The organism is Streptomyces sp. NPDC052721 (assembly GCF_040678315.1).
In the GTDB taxonomy this organism is placed as follows: Bacteria; Actinomycetota; Actinomycetes; order Streptomycetales; family Streptomycetaceae; genus Streptomyces.
This window is the reverse complement of sequence record NZ_JBFATL010000075.1, coordinates 1-20,022: the sequence shown is the minus strand read 5'-3', so window position 1 is coordinate 20,022 and position 20,022 is coordinate 1. Positions and strand designations below refer to the sequence as shown.

The following is a 20,022-nucleotide window of genomic DNA, read 5'->3' as shown; positions in this document are numbered from 1 at the left end:
CCCTCGTACTGGATGTACTTGGGTCGGGGCCCGGTGCGGCGAGAGTGCGTGCATGGCGTCGCGCGGCAGACGGGAGTTTGACGACAGGGCCTAGGAGCGGCACGGGTGGGCACTGGGGGCACACCCTCTGGGTGAGGTACCCCGCGAGCGCGGGCGAGCGGACCCACCCCCGCCCAGCCACCGCACGGCAGCAACGCAGCAGGGCCGGGCCCCCGAAGGGAACCCGGCCCTGCTCAACCGCTGAGGCGCCGCAGGCGACCGTTACTTCTTGCGACGCCGCCCGCCCTTGGCCTGCCGGCGCCGCTCGGCCCGCGTGAGCCCGTCCGACTCGGACCGCACCGGCTCGTCCTCCTCCAGGTCACGCTCGACGATGCCGCCCTCACCGTCCACCGTCGGCGCGGAGAAGTGCAGATCCCGCCGCTGCGGAACATCCAGCCCCTTCGCACGGATCTCGGGACGCGCGCCCGCCTGCGCCGGCACCGTGTCCTGGACGCCTTCGCCGACCGGCTGGGCCTCCTCGACCGGGACCTCCTCGACCTGCTGCTCGACCTGGACCTCCAGGTTGAACAGGTAGCCGACGGACTCCTCCTTGATGCCGTCCATCATCGCGGTGAACATGTCGAAGCCCTCGCGCTGGTACTCGACCAGCGGGTCCTTCTGCGCCATCGCGCGCAGGCCGATGCCCTCCTGGAGGTAGTCCATCTCGTAGAGGTGCTCGCGCCACTTGCGGTCCAGGACCGACAGCACGACCCGGCGCTCCAGCTCACGCATGATCTCGGAGCCGAGCTGCGCCTCCCGGGCCTCGTACTGCTCGTGGATGTCCTCCTTGATGGACTCCTCGATGAACTCGGCGGTCAGACCGGCCCGGTCGCCGGCCGCCTCCTCCAGCTCCTCGATGGTGACCTTCACCGGGTACAGCTGCCGGAAGGCACCCCACAGCCGGTCCAGGTCCCAGTCCTCGGGGAAGCCCTCGGAGGTCTCGGCGCGGACGTACGCCTCGATGGTGTCGTCCATGAAGTGCCGGATCTGCTCGTGCAGGTCCTCGCCCTCCAGGACGCGCCGGCGCTCGCCGTAGATGACCTCGCGCTGCCGGTTGAGGACCTCGTCGTACTTCAGGACGTTCTTACGGGTCTCGAAGTTCTGCGTCTCGACCTGTGCCTGGGCGGACGCGATCGCGCGCGTGACCATCTTGTTCTCGATCGGCACGTCGTCCGGCACGTTGGCCATCGACATCACGCGCTCGACCATCTGCGCCTTGAACAGGCGCATCAGGTCGTCGCCCAGCGACAGGTAGAAGCGGGACTCGCCCGGGTCGCCCTGACGGCCGGAACGGCCGCGCAGCTGGTTGTCGATGCGCCGCGACTCGTGCCGCTCGGTGCCGAGGACGTAGAGGCCGCCCAGCTCCTCGACCTCCTCCTTCTCCGCCTTCACGGCCTGCTCGGCCTTCTCCAGGGCGGCGGGCAAGGCAGCGGCCCACTCCTCGATGTGCTCCTCGGGGTCGAGGCCGCGCTGGCGCAGCTCCGCCTCGGCGAGGTCCTCCGGGTTGCCGCCGAGCTTGATGTCCGTACCACGGCCGGCCATGTTGGTGGCGACCGTCACGGCGCCCTTGCGGCCGGCCTGGGCGACGATCTGCGCCTCACGCTCGTGGTGCTTCGCGTTCAGCACCTCGTGCTGGATACCACGCTTGCTGAGCTGCTGCGAGAGGTACTCCGACTTCTCGACGGAGGTCGTGCCGACGAGGATCGGCTGGCCCTTCTCGTGCTTCTCGGCGATGTCGTCCACGACCGCCTCGAACTTGGCCACCTCGGTGCGGTAGATCAGGTCCGACTGGTCCTTGCGGATCATCGGCTTGTTGGTCGGGATCGGGACCACGCCGAGCTTGTAGATCTGGTGGAACTCGGCGGCCTCGGTCATCGCCGTACCGGTCATGCCGGAGAGCTTCTTGTAGAGGCGGAAGAAGTTCTGCAGGGTGATCGTGGCGAGCGTCTGGTTCTCGTCCTTGATGTCCACCCCTTCCTTCGCCTCGATCGCCTGGTGCATGCCCTCGTTGTAGCGGCGGCCGGCGAGGATTCGGCCGGTGTGCTCGTCGACGATCATGACTTCGCCGTCGATGACGACGTAGTCCTTGTCCTTCTTGAAGAGTTCCTTGGCCTTGATGGCGTTGTTCAGGTAGCCCACGAGCGGGGTGTTCACCGACTCGTAGAGGTTGTCGATGCCCAGCCAGTCCTCGACCTTGCTGACACCGGACTCGTGGATGGCGACCGTGCGCTTCTTCTCGTCGACGTCGTAGTCGCCGGTCTCCTCGATGCCCTTGAGCGGGTTGCCGGCCTCGCCGCGCTTGAGGCGCGTGACCAGCTTGGCGAAGTCGCCGTACCACTTGGTGGCCTGGTCGGCCGGGCCGGAGATGATCAGCGGCGTACGGGCCTCGTCGATGAGGATGGAGTCGACCTCGTCGACGATGGCGAAGTTGTGGCCGCGCTGCACCAGCTCGTCCTTCGACCACGCCATGTTGTCGCGCAGGTAGTCGAAGCCGAACTCGTTGTTCGTGCCGTAGGTGATGTCGCACGCGTACTGCTCGCGGCGCTGAGCCGGCGTCATGTTGGCGAGGATGCAGCCGACGCTCAGGCCCAGGAACTTGTGGACGCGGCCCATCATCTCGGAGTCGCGCTCGGCCAGGTAGTCGTTGACCGTGATGAGGTGGACGCCGTCCCCGGACAGGGCGTTCAGATACGCGGGCAGCGTGCCGACGAGGGTCTTGCCCTCACCGGTCTTCATCTCGGCCACATAGCCGAGGTGGAGCGCGGCACCGCCCATCATCTGCACGTCGTAGTGGCGCTGGCCGAGGACGCGCTTGGCGGCCTCGCGCACCGTGGCGAACGCCTCGGGGAGCAGGTCGTCCAGGCTCTCACCGTCGGCGTAGCGCTGCCTGTACTCATCGGTGAGGGCCCGCAGCTCGGCGTCGGAGAGGTCGACGAAGTCCTCTTCGATGGAGTTGACCTGGTCCGCGATGCGGTGCAGCCTGCGCAGGATCTTGCCTTCGCCTGCACGCATGATCTTCGAGAGGACGGACACGGGGGCTGGTCTCCTTGCCGGTCGGGCCTGGGACGGTCGGTTTTCCTTCTGACGTACTGAGCAACGGCCATCGTATGCGAGGACCCGGCTGCGCCGGGAGGCCTGGCGGCCCGACGGCTGCTTCAGCCAGGACAACGGACGGGGCAACCGGATAGTGCCGCACCGGCGCGAGGAATTACGCGAAACGTGATCGGCCGCTCACCCATCGCTGAATTCCGTGGCCCGGCCGGGGTTGTCCCGAGCAGAATCGGGCGATGGAACCCGTCACGCTCACCACGGACCGTCTCCTGCTGCGCCCGGTCGGCCCCGCCGACACCGACGCGGTGTACGCGGCGGCGCAGGACCCCGACATCCAGCGCTGGACGCTGGTCCCCTCGCCCTATCTGCCGGAGCACGCGATCGGCTTCACGGAGCAGATCGTCCCGGACGGCTGGTCGGAGGGCTCCACCTTCACCTTCGGCGTCTTCCTCACGGGCGGGGAGCTGGCCGCCATGCTCGCCCTGACGATGCGCTCGCTGGGCACGGCCGAGGTCGGCTTCTGGGCGGCCAAGGAACACCGCGGCAACGGGTATGTCGTGGAGGCCACGCTCACCGCCTGCCGGTGGATCTTCACCGAGGTGGGCGTCGACCGTGTCGAATGGCGGGCCGAGGTCGGCAACCACGCCTCCCGCGCGGTCGCCGAACGCGCGGGCTTCACCATCGAGGGCACCCTGCGCTCCGGCCTGAACAACAAGGGCGTACGCCGCGACTGCTGGGTCGGCTCCCTGCTCCCCTCGGACCTGGGCCTGCCCTCCACGGCCCCGTACCTGCCCGCGCGTTCCTGAGCCTGTTCGCCGTTCCCGAGGAACGGGCAGCTCGTCGCGGGCTGTCAGTGGCACCCTCTATCGTCCGACGCATGACGACCCTTCCGCGCCCGACCACCACTCTCACCGCGGACGACGCCCGCCGGATCGCCCTGCGGGCTCAAGGCCTGCTCGGCGCGCCCGACCGGCGCGCGGGCGTCCGCGGGGTGCTGCGCCACCTCGGCGCGGTCCAGCTCGACACGATCTCGGTGCTCGCCCGCTCCCACGAACTCGTGCCCTACGCCCGGCTGGGCGCGGTCGGCCGCAAGGCCGTGGAGGCCGCGTACTGGACGGACGCCCATGCCTTCGAGTACTGGTCGCACGCGGCCTGCATCCTCCCCATCGAGGAGTGGCCGCACTTCGCCTTCCGCCGCCGCGCCTACCGCAACCGGCCGCACTGGCACCACGAACTCCCCGACGGCACCTACGACCAGGTCATCAAGCAGCTCCGCGCGGAGGGCCCGCTGACCGCCACCGAACTGGGCGGCGCGAAGAAGACGAACGACTGGTGGGACTGGTCGGGCACGAAGGTGGCCGTGGAGCGCGCGCTGATGTACGGCGAGGTGGTGTGCGTGGAGCGGCGCGGCTGGAAGCGGGTGTACGACCTCGCCGAGCGCGCGGTCCCGGCCGCACTGCTCCATGACGAGCTGGACGACTCCGAGTGCCTGCGCCGTCTGGTCCGGCTGGCGGGCGAGTCGCTCGGTGTCGGCACGCGCGCGGACATCGCGGACTATCACCGTCTCAGGGGCGAGCAGGTCGACGCGGTGATCGCCGACTCGGGCCTGGTGCCGGTCGAGGTCGAGGGCTGGGGCAAGCCGGCCTGGGCGGACCCGGCGGCCCTGGCGGCACCACCGCGCGGCCGGCACCGCACCACCCTGCTGTCGCCGTTCGACTCGCTGATCTGGGAGCGGGCGCGCACGGAGCGGATCTTCGGCTTCACCCACCGGCTGGAGGCGTACGTCCCCCGGCCCAAGCGGGTCTACGGCTACTTCGCGATGCCGGTGCTCGCGGGCAGCCGGCTGGTCGGGCGTGTCGACCCGGCCCGGGAGGGCCGCACGCTGGTGGCCAAGCAGGTCACCGTGGACGGTCCGAAGGCGGTCCCGGGCGTCGCCCAGGCCCTGGTCGAGGCGGCGGCGTGGGTGAACTGCACCAATGTCCGCGTGGAGCGCGTGGACGCACCCGAGCTGCGCGAGCCCCTGGGCAGGGAACTCGCCGGGCTGCTCGGATAGGCGCTAGCGGATCTCCAGGATCTTCTCCCGCATCGCGTAGACCACGGCCTCCATCCGGGAGTGCAGCTGCAGCTTCTCGAGGATGTTGCGGACGTGGTTCTTCACGGTGTTCTCGGAGATGAACAGTTCCTTGGCGATGTCCCGGTTGTTCATGCCCGTGGCGACGAGCTTCAGGACCTCCAGCTCGCGGTCGGTCAGCCGGGGCGCGGGCACCAGCCGGCGTTCGTCGGTGCGCTGGATCATCGACTTGAACTCGGTGAGGAGTTTCGACGCCATCGACGGGCTGATCTGCGACTGTCCGTCGGCCACCGCGCGAATGGCGGTGGCCACCTCGTCGGTCGAGATCTCCTTGAGGAGGTATCCGGTCGCGCCCGCCTTGATCGCGTCGTAGAGGTCGGCCTCCTCGTCGCTGATCGTCAACATGATGATCTTCGCGCTGGGGGCGACCTCCTTGATGGAGGTGCAGGCCTCGATCCCGCCGCGCTTGGGCATGCGGACGTCCATCAGCACGATGTCGGGCAGCAGGTCGGCGGCCTTGTCGACGGCCTCGGCCCCGTCGCCCGCCTCGCCGACGACCTGGATGTCCTCCTCGGCCGCGAGCACGATCTCCAGGCCGCGCCGGAAGAGGGCGTGGTCGTCCACGACCAGGACTCTGATCGGCTCGTCGCGCGACGAGCCCGCGTCCGGGTCCCTGCCGATGACATCGTCGTCGGCGTCCCCGTCCCGCATCGGTCCGAAGGTGTCCGCCATCGTTCCTCCCCCTGAAGGCTGTGGCCTGTGGTCCTGTGCCATCGCCAACCCAAGGCAGCGGCCCACCGGTTGGGCCGGTGCGGCCATGATTTCATGCCCGGGCGGCACCGAGGTGACATGCGGGGCGCGAAGTGGTCGCACACCGGTGCCCCTGGGGGCGCACACGCGCTCCAGGGGCACCCGCACAGCTTCAGCCGGTGGATCAGCCGCCCAGCGTGCCACCCGCCGCCGGGGGCTGCGCCTGCGCCTCGGCGACCATCGGGTCGGTGCTGAGGTGGATCACGCCGTAGTCGTAGGCGTGTCGCCGGTAGACGACGCTGGGTTCCTTCGTCTCGGAGTCGACGAACAAGTAGAAGTCGTGGCCGACCAGTTCCATCTCGTACAGGGCCTGGTCGAGCGTCATCGGGGAGGCGACGTGGGTCTTCTCGCGGACGACGAGGGGTCCTTCACCCTTGATCTCCAGCGAGCCGATCTTCTTGGTCGGCACTCCGTCCGTCTCCTCCTCCTGGACGGGGAGGCCGCTGCCGTTCAGTGTCGCCGCGTCCGGGACGTGATCGGGGACCTCTGCCGCCGAGATCCGGCGCGCGCCGCGGCGCGAGAACCGCTTGTCGTGCTGCTTGCGGAGCCGGGCATCCAGCTTCTCCGCCGCCAGGTCGAGCGCCGCGTACGGATCGCTGGCCGCTGCCTCCGCCCGGATCACCGGACCGCGGGAGCGGAGCGTGATCTCCACTCGGTCACAGCGGTCGGCCTGTCGGGGGTTCGGCTCCTTGGACACCTCGACGTCGAGGCTGATCACCTTGGCATCGAGCCTCTGGATCTTCTCCAGCTTCAGCTTCTCGGCCACGTGCTTGCGGAACCGCTCGGGCACCTCGGTCTTGCGGCCCTTGACGACGATGTCCACGCAGAACTCCGTTCCCGGATCGCTCCGCTGTATCGGCGGAGCATCTCCCTTTCGCACCAGGTCCGGTGATCACCGGACCTCGGACTCGGTGACTTCCACCTCCTCCTCCCCCACGGGCGAGATCTCCACCCCACCGGCGCGGGTGATTGCGGAAAACCCACAGCACGGCATTCGGATATGAGAGGTGTGGCCTGCGCCTTTCCTCACACCCGAACATATCTCGCCCGGACGGATGTCGTCACCCTCTACTGCGGCGTACCTCCATTCAGGTGAATTACCCCTGTCACTAGCTGGAACGATGCACGTTGACGATCAGTTCCTGTTCATTTCAAAAGAATCGTGAGGAGCTGCGATCACGGCGGCATGGAGGATCCGCCGCGGGGCGTTCGACGCCGCCTTTTCCGGTGCACTATGCACCCACTCCCCTCTCTCCGGCGGCGCACCGATCCATCGTTCCTCCCTACCTTCCCGAGTTATGGCCGCGTACACGGCCGTCCTGTCCTCGCGCCGGGACACGCCCGTCTCCCGCAGGGCCCGCGCCGCCTCCGCGAGACTGGCGCCCGTCGTCATCAGGTCGTCGACGAGCACGACGCGGCCCGTGCCGAGCAGCCGGCCGCCTCCCGGACTCACCTCCAGCGCCCCGGCGAGGTTCTCCAGACGACGCCGCGCGTCCAGCCCCGCCTGGTCGGCCACGGCCCGCCGTTGGCGCAGCACGGCCGCCACCCGGGCCGGCGTCCCGGTGCGCCGCAGCTCCCCGGCCGCCGCGAGCGCCATGCGCCGCACCGGATCGTGCCCCCGCGCCCGTACGGCCCACCGGGCGGAGGGCACGGGAACCAGCAGTACGGGCCCGCGCCCCGCCCACCCGGCCGACCCGGCGCCGGCACCGCCGTCCGCGCCCAGGCTCGCCCGCACGGCCCCCGCCAGTGCCGTGCCCAGCGCTCCCGTGAGCGTCAGCGCGCCCCGTTCCTTGTGCGCGAGCAGCAGCGCCCGCACCTCCGCGGCGTAAGGAGCCACCGCGTGCACCACCGGCAGCCCGGCCGGCTCCGGCACCGGCCGCACCCGCCGCGCCGCGCTCCCGTGCAGCGCGGCCCGGCACCGCGGGCAGAGCGCCGTACGAGGTGCGCCGCAGCCCGCGCAGTCGGCCGGCAGCACCAGGTCGGTGAGGTCCTGCCACCACCCCCGCATGACCACCACTGTGCCAACACGGCCGCGGGCCGGCCACCCCTGTGGACAACGCCCTGTGGACAACTCGGCGCACGGCTACGGGAAGGCGCACGGCTACGGGAAGGGGGGCGGCTACGGGAAGGGGGGCGGCCTGCTCTCAGCCGTCCTGCTCTCAGCCCGGATAGACCGGAGCCGACCCGTCCTTGTCGACCTTCTGCCACTGCGCCCCGGACGGCAGTCGTACGACCCCGTCCTCCGAGCAGGCCACCAGTGGCACCCGCTCGTCCTCGGACGCGGCGATCGCCTTGACGCTGGTGAGCGCGCCCGGTGCCGGGCCGTCGAGGGTGGAGCCGTCGACCTGGACGTACCGCATCTGCTGCACACCCCCCTGCTCCTGCCCGACGACCAGCAGTCTGCTGTCCCCGGCCCAGGAGATGGCGCTGACCTGCTCCAGGTCCGGTGCCGCCGACCGCAGTCCGTCCACCGAGATGCCCTGCCCGGTTCCGTCGTCGCGCTGGATCCGGCCGATGGACAGGGACTGCTTGCCGTTCTTCTCCACGACCAGCGCGATCCGTGCCCCGTCGGCGGCCACCCGCGCGTCCTTGATCTGGCCGGACAGGTCCGCGACGGCGACCGGCTCCGGTTTGTCGGCACCCTGCTCCAGGGCGAACAGGCGCGGCCGGTGCGGGTCACGGTCGGGCACCCACAGGTCGCCGCGGGCGTCCCAGCTCGGGGTGCCGAGCCGGTGGTCGGGGGTCGTACCGGCGCTGGTCACCAGCGGCTCACCGAGCGATCCGTCCGACGCCAGCGACGTCACGTACAGCGTTCTGCCCGCGTCGGCGACCCCGGCCGCGGTGTGCTCGTCCCGCGACACGGCCACCGACTGCAGCCCTCTGCCGCCCTCGCCCAGCGGACCCGGCACCGGTACGGACGCCGTCCCGGTGCTCCCGGTCTGCATCCGTACCATCCGGTGCTTGCCGTCGAGGAAGTACAGGTAATCGGGGCGCTTGGACGACCCGTGCCAGGCGACGGACTCGGCGCGCTCCCCGGTCAGTTCGCACAGCCGGTCGCCGCCGGTCCCCCGCAGCTCCACGGAGTCCAGCGTCGGCGCCAGGTTCCGCAGCGTGAACAGCATCTGGGTCGCCATCTCGGTGCACTTGCCCGGCGCCACCCGGGACGCCTTGAGGTTCAGCGGCACCGTCAGCTTGTTCTGGTCGTCCGGCGCCAGCCCGGACACGCCCTTCTGCAACGCCGTACCGGTCGGGAAGCTCGACCTGACCACCGGTCCCAGCCAGGCGGTGGGTCCCTTCAGCAGCGAGCGGACCAGCTGGGTCATCGGGTCGACCTTGCTGCGGACGAACACCGGGTCGGCGACCGCCACCGGCTGTCCGCTCTCCCCGACGGACGCGTTGGAGGCGAAGTAGTACTTGTCGACCGGCGTGTAGTTCCGCTGGAAGTCCGACTTGCCCATGACGACCCCGTTGGGCAGCCCGTCGATGCGCCACTGCCCGTTCTTCGGATCCTTCGTGAGGTGCAGCTTCTTGCGGTAGGTGCCGTCGGCGGGCTGGTAGGCCTGCTGCTCGTCGACCGTGGCGACCTGGCTGCCGGCCAGCACGCAGGTGACGCTGTTCGTCTCCTCCCGGCCGCCGGGACGGCAGTCGGTCTCGATGGTCGGCCCGTTCGCCAGGACGGTGGTCGACTGCTCGGGCCGCCAGCTGCGGGCCGCGTCGGCCGTCAGGTACTTACGGGCCGTGTCGTACCCCGGGTCGTCGCTGGTCAGCGCCTCCAGGAAGCCCTGCATGATCTCGCCCGGACCGGCGCCGTCGGCCGGCGGCATGGCGAACACCCGGACCCCGGTGTCCTGCCGGGGCGTGGACTCCACATCCCGCAGGTCCCCGCTGTCGGGCATCGAGGCACAACCGGCCAGCAGTACGACACCCAGGGCGGCGTACGCCACCACGCGCCACGACCGCCGCCGTGCGCCCCCCTCGCGGTCAGCGGCCACGAAATGCCTCCCCTGGCTCGGTCGAGTCCTCCGGCGTGGCCGCGTCCGGCCGGCCCGCGCTCGCGCCGGGCACCGGACGTGCGGCGGGCCCCTCGACCGGACGCCGTGCGCCACCGGTGGGCCGGGGCACGACGCGCGCGCCGTTGCCGTTGCCCGGCAGGGCGGTCGGGTCGACGGCCGGGGTGGCAGCGGCCAGCCGCGGCGTGATCTCCGCCCGCGGCGGCAACGCGGGCGCCTGGACGCCGTTCTGCTGCACCGGGACAGTCGCCCGCTTCTCCTCGCCCGCCCGGGGCAGGCCGGCGTCGTCGAGGCCGCGGTTGCGGCGGGAGTCCTTGGGCTCCAGCGGTATCGGCGAGCCCCGCAGCGGCTCGTCCGCCGTCCTGGGCAGCGTCAGCCGGAACTGGGAGCCGCCGCCCGGCTCGCCCCAGGCCTGCAGCCAGCCGCCGTGCAGCCGCGCGTCCTCCAGGGCGATCGACAGCCCGAGGCCGGTACCGCCGGTGGTACGCGCGCGTGCCGGGTCGGCCCGCCAGAAGCGGCTGAAGACGCGGGTCGCCTCACCGGGTTTCAGTCCTACGCCGTAGTCCCGCACCGCGATGGCCACGGCTCCGCCCGCGGCGGCCAGCTTGACGACGACGTCCTTGCCCTCGCCGTGCTCGACGGCGTTGACGACGAGGTTGCGCAGAATCCGCTCCACACGCCGGGCGTCCGCCTCGGCGACGACGGGCTGCTGGTCACCGAGGACCCGTACGTGCGTGCCCTTGCGCTCGGCGAGCGGCTCGGCACCGCTCACCACCCGCCGGACGACCTCCCTGAGGTCTATCGGCTCGGCCTCCAGCGCCGCCGCCCCGGCGTCGAAACGGCTGATCTCCAGCAGGTCGGCGAGCAGCGACTCGAACCGGTCCAGCTGGTCGGCGAGCAGCTCGGCCGACCGCGCGGTGACCGGGTCGAAGTCCTCGCGCGCCTCGTGGATGACGTCGGCGGCCATCCGGACGGTGGTCAGCGGCGTGCGCAGTTCGTGCGAGACGTCGGAGACGAACCGCCGCTGCATCCGCGACAGATCTTCCAGCTGCTGGATCTTGCCCTGCAGGTTCTGCGCCATCTTGTTGAAGGCCTCGCCCAGGCGCGCGATGTCGTCCTCGCCGGTGACCTTCATCCGCTCCTGCAGCCGCCCTGCCGACAACCGCTCCGCGATCCCGGCCGCCATCCGCACCGGCGTGACGACCTGCCGCACCACCAGCCAGGCGATGGCGCCGAGCAGGACGACGACGAACAGCCCGGCGGTGGCGAGCGTGCCCTTCACCAGGCTCAGGGACTTCTCCTCCTGCGTGAGCGGGAAGAGGTAGTACAACTCGTACGGGCGGCCGTTGGGGTCGTTGACCTGCTTGCCGATGACGAGCCCCGGCTGCGAGTCCTTGCCGCCGTAGTAGACGATCCGCGTGTTGCTCTGGACGGCCGACGTACCGCTGTTGACCCGCTCGCGCAGGGCGGCGGGCACGCTGGAGGTCGGGTTGACGTTCCCGGAGCCGCGCGGGCTGCGTCCGCCACCGCTGTCGTCGCCCACGGGCAGCGTCACCACGTCGAAGGCGCCCGCGCCGCCGCTGGACAGCGACTCCACGAGGTCGCTCATCCACTGGATGACGTTCTGCGACTGCCGCCCGTCCGCGGTCGCCGTGCCGTCACCGGCGCCGGCTCCCGCACCGGTCCCGCCGACCGCCTCGTCTGCCTTCTGCTTGGCCACCGCGAACCCGCCCGTGGCCTGGCTCTGGGACGCCTTGACCTTCGCGTCGAGCAGGCCGTTGCGCACCTGCCCGATCACGACGAAGCCCAGCAGCAGGACGACACCGAGCGACATCAGCAGGGTGGTGGCGACGACCCTGAGCTGGATGTTGCGCCGCCACAGCCGCATCAACGGCAGCAGCGGACGGCGCACCCAGCGCAGGAACAGACGCAGGACCGGGCTGCCCTGGACTCCGCCCTCGAGCAGCCCGCCGTCGAACAGCGCCCGCAGGCGCGCACCCGCCGCCGTCCGGCCGACAGACCGCCCCGGACGGGCCCCAGAACCGCCGGGAACCGAAGCGGCGCTGTCCCCGGACATGTCAGCTCGGTCCGGCCTTGTAACCGACACCACGGACGGTCACCACGATCTCCGGCCGCTCCGGGTCCTTCTCGACCTTGGAACGCAGCCGCTGGACATGCACGTTGACGAGCCGCGTGTCAGCCGCGTGCCGGTAGCCCCACACCTGCTCCAGCAGCACCTCACGGGTGAACACCTGCCAGGGCTTGCGGGCGAGCGCGACCAGCAGGTCGAACTCCAGCGGGGTCAGTGCTATCGACTGCCCGTCCCGCTTCACCGAGTGCCCGGCGACATCGATGACCAGGTCACCGATGGTGAGCTGCTCCGGCGCCGGCTCCTCCGACCTGCGCAGCCGCGCCCGGATCCGGGCCACCAGCTCCTTCGGCTTGAACGGCTTGACGATGTAGTCGTCGGCGCCGGACTCCAGGCCCACGACGACGTCGACGGTGTCGCTCTTGGCCGTGAGCATCACGATCGGCACACCGGACTCCGCCCGGATCAGCCGGCACACCTCGATGCCGTCCCGTCCGGGCAGCATCAGGTCGAGCAGCACCAGATCGGGCTTCGCCTCACGGAAAGCGGCCAGCGCCTTGTCGCCGTCGGCTACGAAAGACGGCTCAAAACCTTCACCACGCAGCACGATGCCGAGCATCTCGGCCAGTGCGGTGTCGTCGTCGACGACAAGGACTCGTCCCTTCATAAACGACATCATCCCATTCTCATAACAGCGACAGGCGCCCTGGTGAGGGAGGTCACTGGCCGGTGACGATAGTCGTACGGGACCGTCACTGTCTGCCCCTGTCCTCGACGGGGGTGCCGGTCACCGATGTCAGCTCGACACCGGCGGAGCCCCAGCCGGAGGCCGGGCGCACAGTTCCGCAAGTGCCTCGGCCGTCACGGGCGAGACCGCTCCCTCCTCGGTGACGATCGCTGTCACCAGTTCGGGCGGGGTCACGTCGAACGCCGGGTTGTACGCCTGTGTCCCCAGCGGTGCCACCGGAATCCCACCCCCTGCTCCCGCCGCGTGGGGCGCCGCCACCTCGGTCACCTCGAAGCCGGGACGCTGCTCGACCTCGATGGACGCCCCGTCGGGAGTGTCCGGGTCGACCGTCGTCAGCGGCGCCACCACGATGAACGGCACATGGTGGTACCGGGCGAGCACGGCGAGCGGATAGCTCCCCACCTTGTTCGCCACCGAACCGTCGGCCGCGATCCGGTCCGCTCCGATCAGCACCGCGTCCACCTCACCCGCCGCGAACAGGGAACCCGCCGCGTTGTCCGTGAGCAGGGTGTACGCCATGTCGCTGCGGGCCGCTTCGTACGCCGTCAGGCGAGCGCCTTGCAGCAGCGGACGCGTCTCGTCCACCCAGAGCCGCCTCAGCCGGCCCGCCCGGTGCGCGGCGAGGGCCACCGCGAAGGCCGTGCCCTCCCCGCCCGACACCAACGACCCGGTGTTGCAGTGGGTCAGGATCCGGTGCCCGCCGCCGGGCAGCAGCTCGTCCAGCAGCGCCAGACCATGGGCCGCCATCCGGGCGCTGGCCTCGGCGTCCTCCTGGTGCAGCGCCCGCGCCGCGGCCAGCGCCGCCACGGCGGCCGCGGTGGGGTCACCGGTCCGGGCCAGCGCCGCCTGGTGCGCCGCCTGTGCCCGGCGCACCCCGACGGACAGGTTCACCGCGGTGGGCCTGGCCTCTTCGAGTGCCCGCGCGGCCTCGGCCACGTCGAAGCCCCGCGCGGCGGCGAGCGCGACGCCGTACGCCCCCGCGATCCCGAGCAGCGGCGCCCCGCGCACGGCGAGCGAACGGATCGCCTCCACCAGCGCCGCCGCGTCCGTGCACACCAACTCGACCTCTTCGGCCGGAAGCCTCGTCTGATCAAGAAGGACCAGTACGGGACCTTCTGGTGGTTCCTCCCATCGGATCGCCGGTATCCCGCTCGGCCGCTTGTCCCCGCCGGTTCGCGCCTGCTGATCAACCATGCCGTCAGTCTGCCCCGGATCCGGCGGACAATTGAAGGCGTCCAGCCCCCACCGTGGCCGGTCCCCCGGTGACCAGCCCATGGCACGATGGCTGCCAACCTGCCGCCGCGACCGCGGACGGGCACCGAGAAGGAGCTTCGATGACTGACACTCCGGGCTGGGCCTCGCCCGGATCCGCCCCGTCGTCCGAGGGGCGGGAACCCGGTGCGTCCGGCCCCGCCGAGCCCGCAGACCGACCCGGCCCCACCGAACCCGCGCCGCAGCCGGGCACGGACGCGCAGGGCCCAGGCTCGAAGTGGTCCAAGGAGCAGCCGCCGGCCGGCCAGTGGTCCGCGCCCACCGGTGCCCCCAGCCCCAACCAGGCCCCGCCGCCCCCGCCGCCCGGCCCGGGCTGGGGCGGTCGGCAGCCCGGCGGCCCCGGCCCCGGCCCCGGCCCCGGCGGCTACGCTGTCCCCGGCGGCGGATACGGCGGCCCCCCTCCCGGCTACGGCGGTTACGGCACCCCGGGCGGATACCCCTCCTGGGGCGGCGGCTGGGGAGGTCCCCCGCCGGCGGCCAAGCCCGGTGTCATCCCGCTGCGCCCGCTCGGCGTCGGCGAGATCCTCGACGGTGCCGTCTCCACCATGCGCACCTACTGGCGCACCGTCCTCGGCATCGCGCTGGCCGTCGCCGTCGTCACGGACACCTGCCTGGTCCTCGTCCAGGGTTTCTTCGTCAACGACGCCCTCGCCCGCACATCGCTCGACAGCCGCACCGCCACCCTCGACGACGCCTACCGCTCCCTGCGCGTTTCCATGATCGGCACCGGCATCGTCACGGTGATCTCCGCAGTCGCCGTCATCGTCGCCACCGCCCTGCTCACGACCATCACCAGCCGCGGGGTGCTCGGCAAGCCGGTCAGCACCGGCGAGGCCTGGCGCGAGGCCCGCCCGCAGATCCCGAAGCTGGCCGGACTGCTCATCCTGCTCGGTCTGATCACCATCGGGGTGATCGTCGTCGGCGCACTGCCCGGCTTCCTGGTGCTGCTGAGCGGCGGGAGCGACGCCGGCGGGTCCGCATTGTTCGCCCTGGGCATCCTCGGAGCCGTCGTCGTCGCGGTGTGGCTGGCCATCCGCTACTACCTGGCCGCTCCCGCCCTGATGCTGGAACGCCAGAGCGTCACCAAGGCCATGAGCCGCTCCGCCAAGCTGGTGCGCGGCTCCTGGTGGCGCGTCTTCGGCATCCAGCTGCTCGCCTGGCTCATCGCCAACATCGTCTCGGCGATCGTCACCATCCCGTTCGCCCTCATCGGCGCTTCCGTCAGCGGCGACGGCATGGGCGACTTCCTCGGCACGGGCGGCGGACACGTCGGCTGGGCGTTCCTGATCATCCGGGGCATCGGCTCCCTGATCGGCACCACGCTCACTCTTCCGATCAGCGCCGGCGTCACCGTCCTCCTCTACATCGACCAGCGCATCCGCCGCGAGGCCCTCGACCTGGAACTGGCCCGCGCCGCCGGCGTCCAGGGCTACGGCACCGGCGCCCCCGGCCCCGTCCCCGGGAGCTGATGCGGTGAGCCTCACGGGGGGAGTTCTCACGGTGGCGGCCCCCTCGGGCGCCGCCACGGGGGTCGCGGGCCGGCTGCTGCGTGCGACGGACCGGGTCGTGCTGGCTGCCGGTGGCTCGGGAGACGAGCCACCGGTGACCATCGGGCGCGATCCCGCACGCGAGGCGGCCCGGCGGGAGCTGTCCAAGGGGATGTACCACGAGAACGACCCCAGCCTGCTCCAGCGTGCCCTGAACGCGTTCTGGGACTGGCTCGACCGGGCCCTCGGCTCGGCTGCCTCGGCAACCCCTGGCGGCACGGTGGGCCTGGTCGTCGTCATCCTGTTCGCCGTCGCCGTCCTGGCCGCCCTGTGGTGGCGCCTGGGCACCCCCCGCCGCGGGGCCGCCCCGGCCGCCGTCCTGTTCGACGAGCGCCCCCGTAGCGCGGCCGAACACCGCGCCGCCAGCGAGGCCCACGCAGCCCAGGGCCACTGGAACCAGGCCGTCCAGGAACGCATGCGGGCCCTCGTCCGCTCCCTGGAGGAGCGGGCCCTGCTCGACGTACGCCCCGGTCGCACCGCCGACGAAGCAGCCGCCGAGGCCGGGCGCGTCCTCCCCGCGCACACGGACCGGCTGCGCGCCGCCGCCCGTGAGTTCGACGACGTCACATACGGCGGGCGCACGGCCGGCGAGCAGGCGTACCACCGCCTCGCCGAACTAGACCGCGACCTGGAACACACCAGACCGACCCTCGCCAACAGCCCCGCCAGCACCACCACCAAGGCCCAGAACACCCGCCAGGGGGCCGCCGAGTGACCACCGAGGCCACCCCGACGACCACCTCCACCGCGCCCACCGGCCGCCAGCTGTGGACCCGGACACGAGGCATCGCACTTGCCGTCGTGCTGCTCCTGGCCGCGGCCGTCGCCATGGCCGCCGTACGCTCCACCACCCGGCACGGCGACCTGGACCCGCGCTCCCCCGACCCCTACGGCAGCCGCGCCGTCGCCCAACTCCTCTCCGAACGAGGCGTCTCCACCCGTGTGGTCACCACCCTCGGTGCGGCCCGCGCCGCCGCCGGCCCGGACACCACCCTGCTCGTCGCCGCACCCGACCTGCTGACCCATCGCCAACAGGCCCGGGTGCACGCGGCAACCGCGTCCTCCGGCGGGCGGACCGTCCTCGTCGCGGCCGGCAGCTGGTCCGTCGAACGGCTCGCCCCCGGGGTCGCCGCGGACCCCGCCACCAGCGACAGCTCCACCCTCGACCCGGACTGCACGCTGCCCGAAGCCCGGCGCGCGGGCCCCGCCGACACCGGCGGCATCCGCTACACCACCACGCACCTCGACGCCGATTCGTGCTACCCCAGCGAACGCCTTGCCACCCTCCTGCGCGTCCCCGCGACCACCGGAGGCGGGGACACCGTCGTGCTCGGCGCGCCCGACATCCTCTACAACGACCGCCTCGACGAGCAGGGCAACGCCTCGCTCGCCCTTCAACTCCTCGGCTCCCGCCCCCATCTGGTCTGGTACCTCCCCTCGCTGTCCGACGCCTCCGCCACCGAGAACGGCGAGCGGAAGAGCTTCCTGGACCTGCTCCCCTCGGGATGGCTCTGGGCCACCCTGCAGCTGTTCATCGCGGCAGCCCTCGCCGCCTTCTGGCGGGCACGCCGGTTCGGCCCCCTCGTGCCCGAGAAACTCCCCGTCGCGATCCGCGCCTCGGAGACCGCCGAAGGCCGCGCCCGCCTCTACCGCAACGCCAACGCCCGCGACCGCGCCGCCGCCGCTCTTCGCTCGGCCACCCGCACCCGCCTCGCCCCCCTCGTCGGCGTCTCCGTCACCCAGGCGCACACGCCCGAGGCCCTGCTTCCCGCCCTGTCCACCCACCTCGCCGGCGACGGACAGGCCCTGCACTCCCTCCTCTTCGGACCGCCGCCCGGCGACGACGCGGCCCTCATCGCCCTCACCGACCGACTCGACGCCCTCGAAAGAGAGGTACGCCGTTCATGATGGACCCGACCACTGACAACGCCGGGCGAAGCGGGGACCCGGGCGCCGCCCGGGCCTCCCTGGAAGCCCTGCGCGCCGAGATCGCCAAAGCCGTGGTCGGCCAGGACCCCGCCGTGACCGGCCTCGTCGTCGCCCTCCTCTGCCGCGGACACGTACTACTAGAAGGAGTCCCCGGGGTCGCCAAAACGTTGCTCGTCCGCGCCCTCGCATCCGCACTCGAACTCGACACCAAACGCGTCCAGTTCACCCCCGACCTGATGCCGAGCGACGTGACCGGCTCCCTTGTCTACGACACCCGCACCGCCGAGTTCTCCTTCCAGCCCGGCCCGGTCTTCACCAACCTGCTCCTCGCGGACGAGATCAACCGCACCCCGCCCAAGACCCAGTCGTCCCTGCTGGAGGCCATGGAGGAACGCCAGGTCACGGTCGACGGGACCCCCCGCCCGCTCCCCGAGCCGTTCCTCGTCGCCGCGACGCAGAACCCGGTCGAGTACGAGGGCACCTACCCCCTCCCCGAAGCCCAACTGGACCGCTTCCTCCTCAAACTGACGATCCCTCTGCCCTCCCGGCAGGACGAGATCGACGTCCTCACCCGGCACGCCTCGGGCTTCAACCCGCGTGACCTGCGCGCCGCCGGCGTACGCCCGGTCGCCGGCCCCGCCGATCTGGAGGCGGCCCGCGCCGCGGTCGCCAAGACGACCGTCTCCCCCGAGATCACCGCCTATGTCGTGGACATCTGCCGCGCCACCCGCGAGTCGCCCTCCCTCACCCTGGGCGTCTCCCCACGCGGCGCCACCGCCCTGCTCGCCACCTCGCGCGCCTGGGCCTGGCTGACCGGCCGCGACTACGTCATCCCCGACGATGTGAAGGCCCTCGCCCTGCCCACGCTGCGCCACCGGGTCCAGCTGCGCCCCGAGGCCGAAATGGAAGGCGTGACCGCCGACTCGGTCATCAACGCCATCCTCGCCCACGTCCCGGTCCCCCGCTGATGGCACTCACCGGACGCGCCGCCCTCCTAGCGGCCCTCGGCTCGATCCCCGTCGGCATCCTGGAACCAGGCTGGGCGGGCATCCTCGCGGTCAACGGCCCACTGGCCCTGGCCTGCGCCTGCGACTACGCCCTGGCCGCGCCGGTACGCCGTCTCCGTCTGACCCGCTCCGGCGACACCTCCACCCGCCTCGGCGACACCGCCGATGTCACACTCACGGTCACGAACCCGTCCCGTCGCCTGCTGCGGGCGCGGCTCCGGGACGCCTGGCCACCGAGCAGCTGGCAGCCAGGCACCGAGATCGACGCCTCCCGGCACCGGCTGACCGTGCCACCGGGCGAGCGCCGACGCGTGACGACCCGGCTGCGCCCCACCCGCCGCGGCGACCGCCAGGCCGACCGCGTGACGATCCGCTCCTACGGCCCCCTCGGGCTCTTCTCCCGCCAGGGCGCCCACAAGGTCCCCTGGACAGTACGAGTTCTGCCCCCGTTCACCAGCCGGAAGCACCTGCCGTCGAAACTCGCCCGATTGCGTGAACTCGACGGCCGCACCAGCGTGCTGACCCGTGGGGAGGGAACGGAGTTCGACAGCCTGCGCGAGTACGTCCCCGGTGACGACACCCGCTCGATCGACTGGCGCGCCACGGCGCGGCAGTCGGCCGTCGCCGTCCGCACCTGGCGGCCCGAACGCGACCGGCACATCCTGCTCGTCCTGGACACCGGCCGTACCTCGGCCGGCCGGGTGGGCGACGCGCCACGCCTGGACGCCTCCATGGACGCGGCCCTGCTGCTGGCGGCTCTCGCCTCGCGCGCAGGCGACCGCGTGGCGCTGCTGGCCTACGACCGTCGTGTCCGCGCCCTGGTCCAGGGTCGTGCGGCAGGCGATGTGCTGCCTTCCCTGGTGAACGCGATGGCGACACTGGAACCGGAACTCGTGGAGACCGACGCTCGGGGTCTCACGGCCACCGCGCTGCGCACCGCGCCTCGCCGCTCCCTGATCGTGCTCCTCACGACGCTGGACGCGGCTCCGGTGGAGCAGGGCCTGCTTCCCGTGCTCCCGCAGCTCACTCAACGACACACTGTGCTGGTCGCCGCGGTGGCAGATCCGCACATTGCCCGTATGGCGCAGGCCCGGGGTCACACGGAGGCTGTGTACGAAGCGGCGGCAGCCGCTCAGGCGCAGAGCGAGCGTCGGCGCACTGCGGAGCAGCTCCGCCGTCATGGGGTGACGGTGGTCGACGCGACGCCGGAGGATCTGGCGCCGGCGCTTGCGGACGCGTATCTGGCTCTCAAAGCGGCGGGTCGGCTCTGAAAGGTCTCGGCCCGTCGCTGTCCCTCTGGGGACGTCGAATAGGCCTAAACGCAGAAAACCCCCGCACCGAAGTGCGGGGGTTTCCTCAAAAATTGTTCGGCGGCGTCCTACTCTCCCACAGGGTCCCCCCTGCAGTACCATCGGCGCTGTGAGGCTTAGCTTCCGGGTTCGGAATGTA

At 71.6% G+C, this 20,022-nt stretch carries 15 protein-coding genes and 1 rRNA gene; 7 read left to right on the top strand and 9 right to left on the bottom strand.

The features are described from left to right. Positions 1-261: 261 nt before the first annotated feature. A complete protein-coding gene (secA, locus tag AB0L21_RS38300) occupies positions 262-3,072 on the bottom strand; it encodes a preprotein translocase subunit SecA (RefSeq protein ID WP_365710985.1) in 2,811 nt (936 codons plus the stop codon). 254 nt (positions 3,073-3,326) lie between these two features. Here secA and AB0L21_RS38295 point away from each other — a divergent pair, with 254 nt between their 5' ends. Both AB0L21_RS38295 and AB0L21_RS38290 read left to right on the top strand, forming a co-directional pair. Further along, on the top strand, positions 3,327-3,896 hold the full coding sequence (locus tag AB0L21_RS38295; protein WP_365710983.1) for a GNAT family N-acetyltransferase: 570 nt from the start codon (positions 3,327-3,329) through the stop codon (positions 3,894-3,896). Between the two features lie 71 nt (positions 3,897-3,967). After that, positions 3,968-5,143 carry a crosslink repair DNA glycosylase YcaQ family protein gene (locus AB0L21_RS38290; RefSeq protein WP_365788633.1) on the top strand — a complete coding sequence of 392 codons (1,176 nt, stop codon included), beginning with the start codon at positions 3,968-3,970 and terminating at the stop codon, positions 5,141-5,143. A gap of 3 nt (positions 5,144-5,146) precedes the next feature. Here the strand turns inward: AB0L21_RS38290 and AB0L21_RS38285 are convergent, their stop codons facing one another. From AB0L21_RS38285 to mtnA, 7 genes are all read right to left on the bottom strand, one after another. After that, positions 5,147-5,893 (bottom strand): response regulator transcription factor, encoded by a 747-nt coding sequence (locus AB0L21_RS38285; RefSeq protein WP_356349131.1) that lies wholly within the window; start codon positions 5,891-5,893, stop codon positions 5,147-5,149. Between the two features lie 202 nt (positions 5,894-6,095). After that, entirely contained in the window at positions 6,096-6,827 is a 732-nt protein-coding gene (gene raiA / locus AB0L21_RS38280) for a ribosome-associated translation inhibitor RaiA (RefSeq protein ID WP_365710989.1), read from the bottom strand. 279 nt (positions 6,828-7,106) lie between these two features. Next, a complete protein-coding gene (locus AB0L21_RS38275) occupies positions 7,107-7,979 on the bottom strand; it encodes a ComF family protein (RefSeq protein ID WP_365788632.1) in 873 nt (290 codons plus the stop codon). A 151-nt stretch (positions 7,980-8,130) separates the two neighbouring features. After that, the gene (locus AB0L21_RS38270) at positions 8,131-9,963 is read right to left on the bottom strand and encodes an LpqB family beta-propeller domain-containing protein (protein ID WP_365788631.1); all 1,833 of its coding nucleotides are present in this window, start codon (positions 9,961-9,963) and stop codon (positions 8,131-8,133) included. Beyond that, positions 9,953-12,058, bottom strand: a complete 2,106-nt coding sequence (gene mtrB / locus AB0L21_RS38265) for an MtrAB system histidine kinase MtrB (RefSeq protein ID WP_365788630.1) — start codon at positions 12,056-12,058, stop codon at positions 9,953-9,955. Before mtrB ends, AB0L21_RS38270 begins: the two co-directional genes overlap by 11 nt. A 1-nt stretch (position 12,059) precedes the next feature. Continuing rightward, positions 12,060-12,749, bottom strand: a complete 690-nt coding sequence (gene mtrA, locus AB0L21_RS38260) for a two-component system response regulator MtrA (protein WP_005316841.1) — start codon at positions 12,747-12,749, stop codon at positions 12,060-12,062. 117 nt (positions 12,750-12,866) lie between these two features. Next, positions 12,867-14,012, bottom strand: a complete 1,146-nt coding sequence (gene mtnA, locus AB0L21_RS38255; RefSeq protein ID WP_365788629.1) for an S-methyl-5-thioribose-1-phosphate isomerase — start codon at positions 14,010-14,012, stop codon at positions 12,867-12,869. A gap of 140 nt (positions 14,013-14,152) precedes the next feature. On the opposite strand from mtnA, the gene AB0L21_RS38250 reads away from it, so the two are divergent. The 5 genes from AB0L21_RS38250 (at position 14,153) to AB0L21_RS38230 (ending at position 19,844) form a co-directional block, all read left to right on the top strand. Beyond that, entirely contained in the window at positions 14,153-15,559 is a 1,407-nt protein-coding gene (locus AB0L21_RS38250; protein ID WP_365788628.1) for a glycerophosphoryl diester phosphodiesterase membrane domain-containing protein, read from the top strand. 73 nt (positions 15,560-15,632) lie between these two features. Continuing rightward, the gene (locus AB0L21_RS38245) at positions 15,633-16,352 is read left to right on the top strand and encodes a DUF4129 domain-containing protein (protein ID WP_365788634.1); all 720 of its coding nucleotides are present in this window, start codon (positions 15,633-15,635) and stop codon (positions 16,350-16,352) included. Further along, the gene (locus tag AB0L21_RS38240) at positions 16,349-17,545 is read left to right on the top strand and encodes a DUF4350 domain-containing protein (protein ID WP_365788627.1); all 1,197 of its coding nucleotides are present in this window, start codon (positions 16,349-16,351) and stop codon (positions 17,543-17,545) included. The genes AB0L21_RS38245 and AB0L21_RS38240 overlap by 4 nt, the downstream gene beginning before the upstream one ends. Then, a complete protein-coding gene (locus AB0L21_RS38235; RefSeq protein WP_365710968.1) occupies positions 17,545-18,534 on the top strand; it encodes a MoxR family ATPase in 990 nt (329 codons plus the stop codon). Before AB0L21_RS38240 ends, AB0L21_RS38235 begins: the two co-directional genes overlap by 1 nt. Further along, positions 18,534-19,844 (top strand): DUF58 domain-containing protein, encoded by a 1,311-nt coding sequence (locus AB0L21_RS38230; RefSeq protein ID WP_365788626.1) that lies wholly within the window; start codon positions 18,534-18,536, stop codon positions 19,842-19,844. The genes AB0L21_RS38235 and AB0L21_RS38230 overlap by 1 nt, the downstream gene beginning before the upstream one ends. Before the next feature lie 94 nt (positions 19,845-19,938). Here the strand turns inward: AB0L21_RS38230 and rrf are convergent. Further along, positions 19,939-20,022, bottom strand: a 5S ribosomal RNA gene (rrf, locus tag AB0L21_RS38225); the annotation flags it as partial.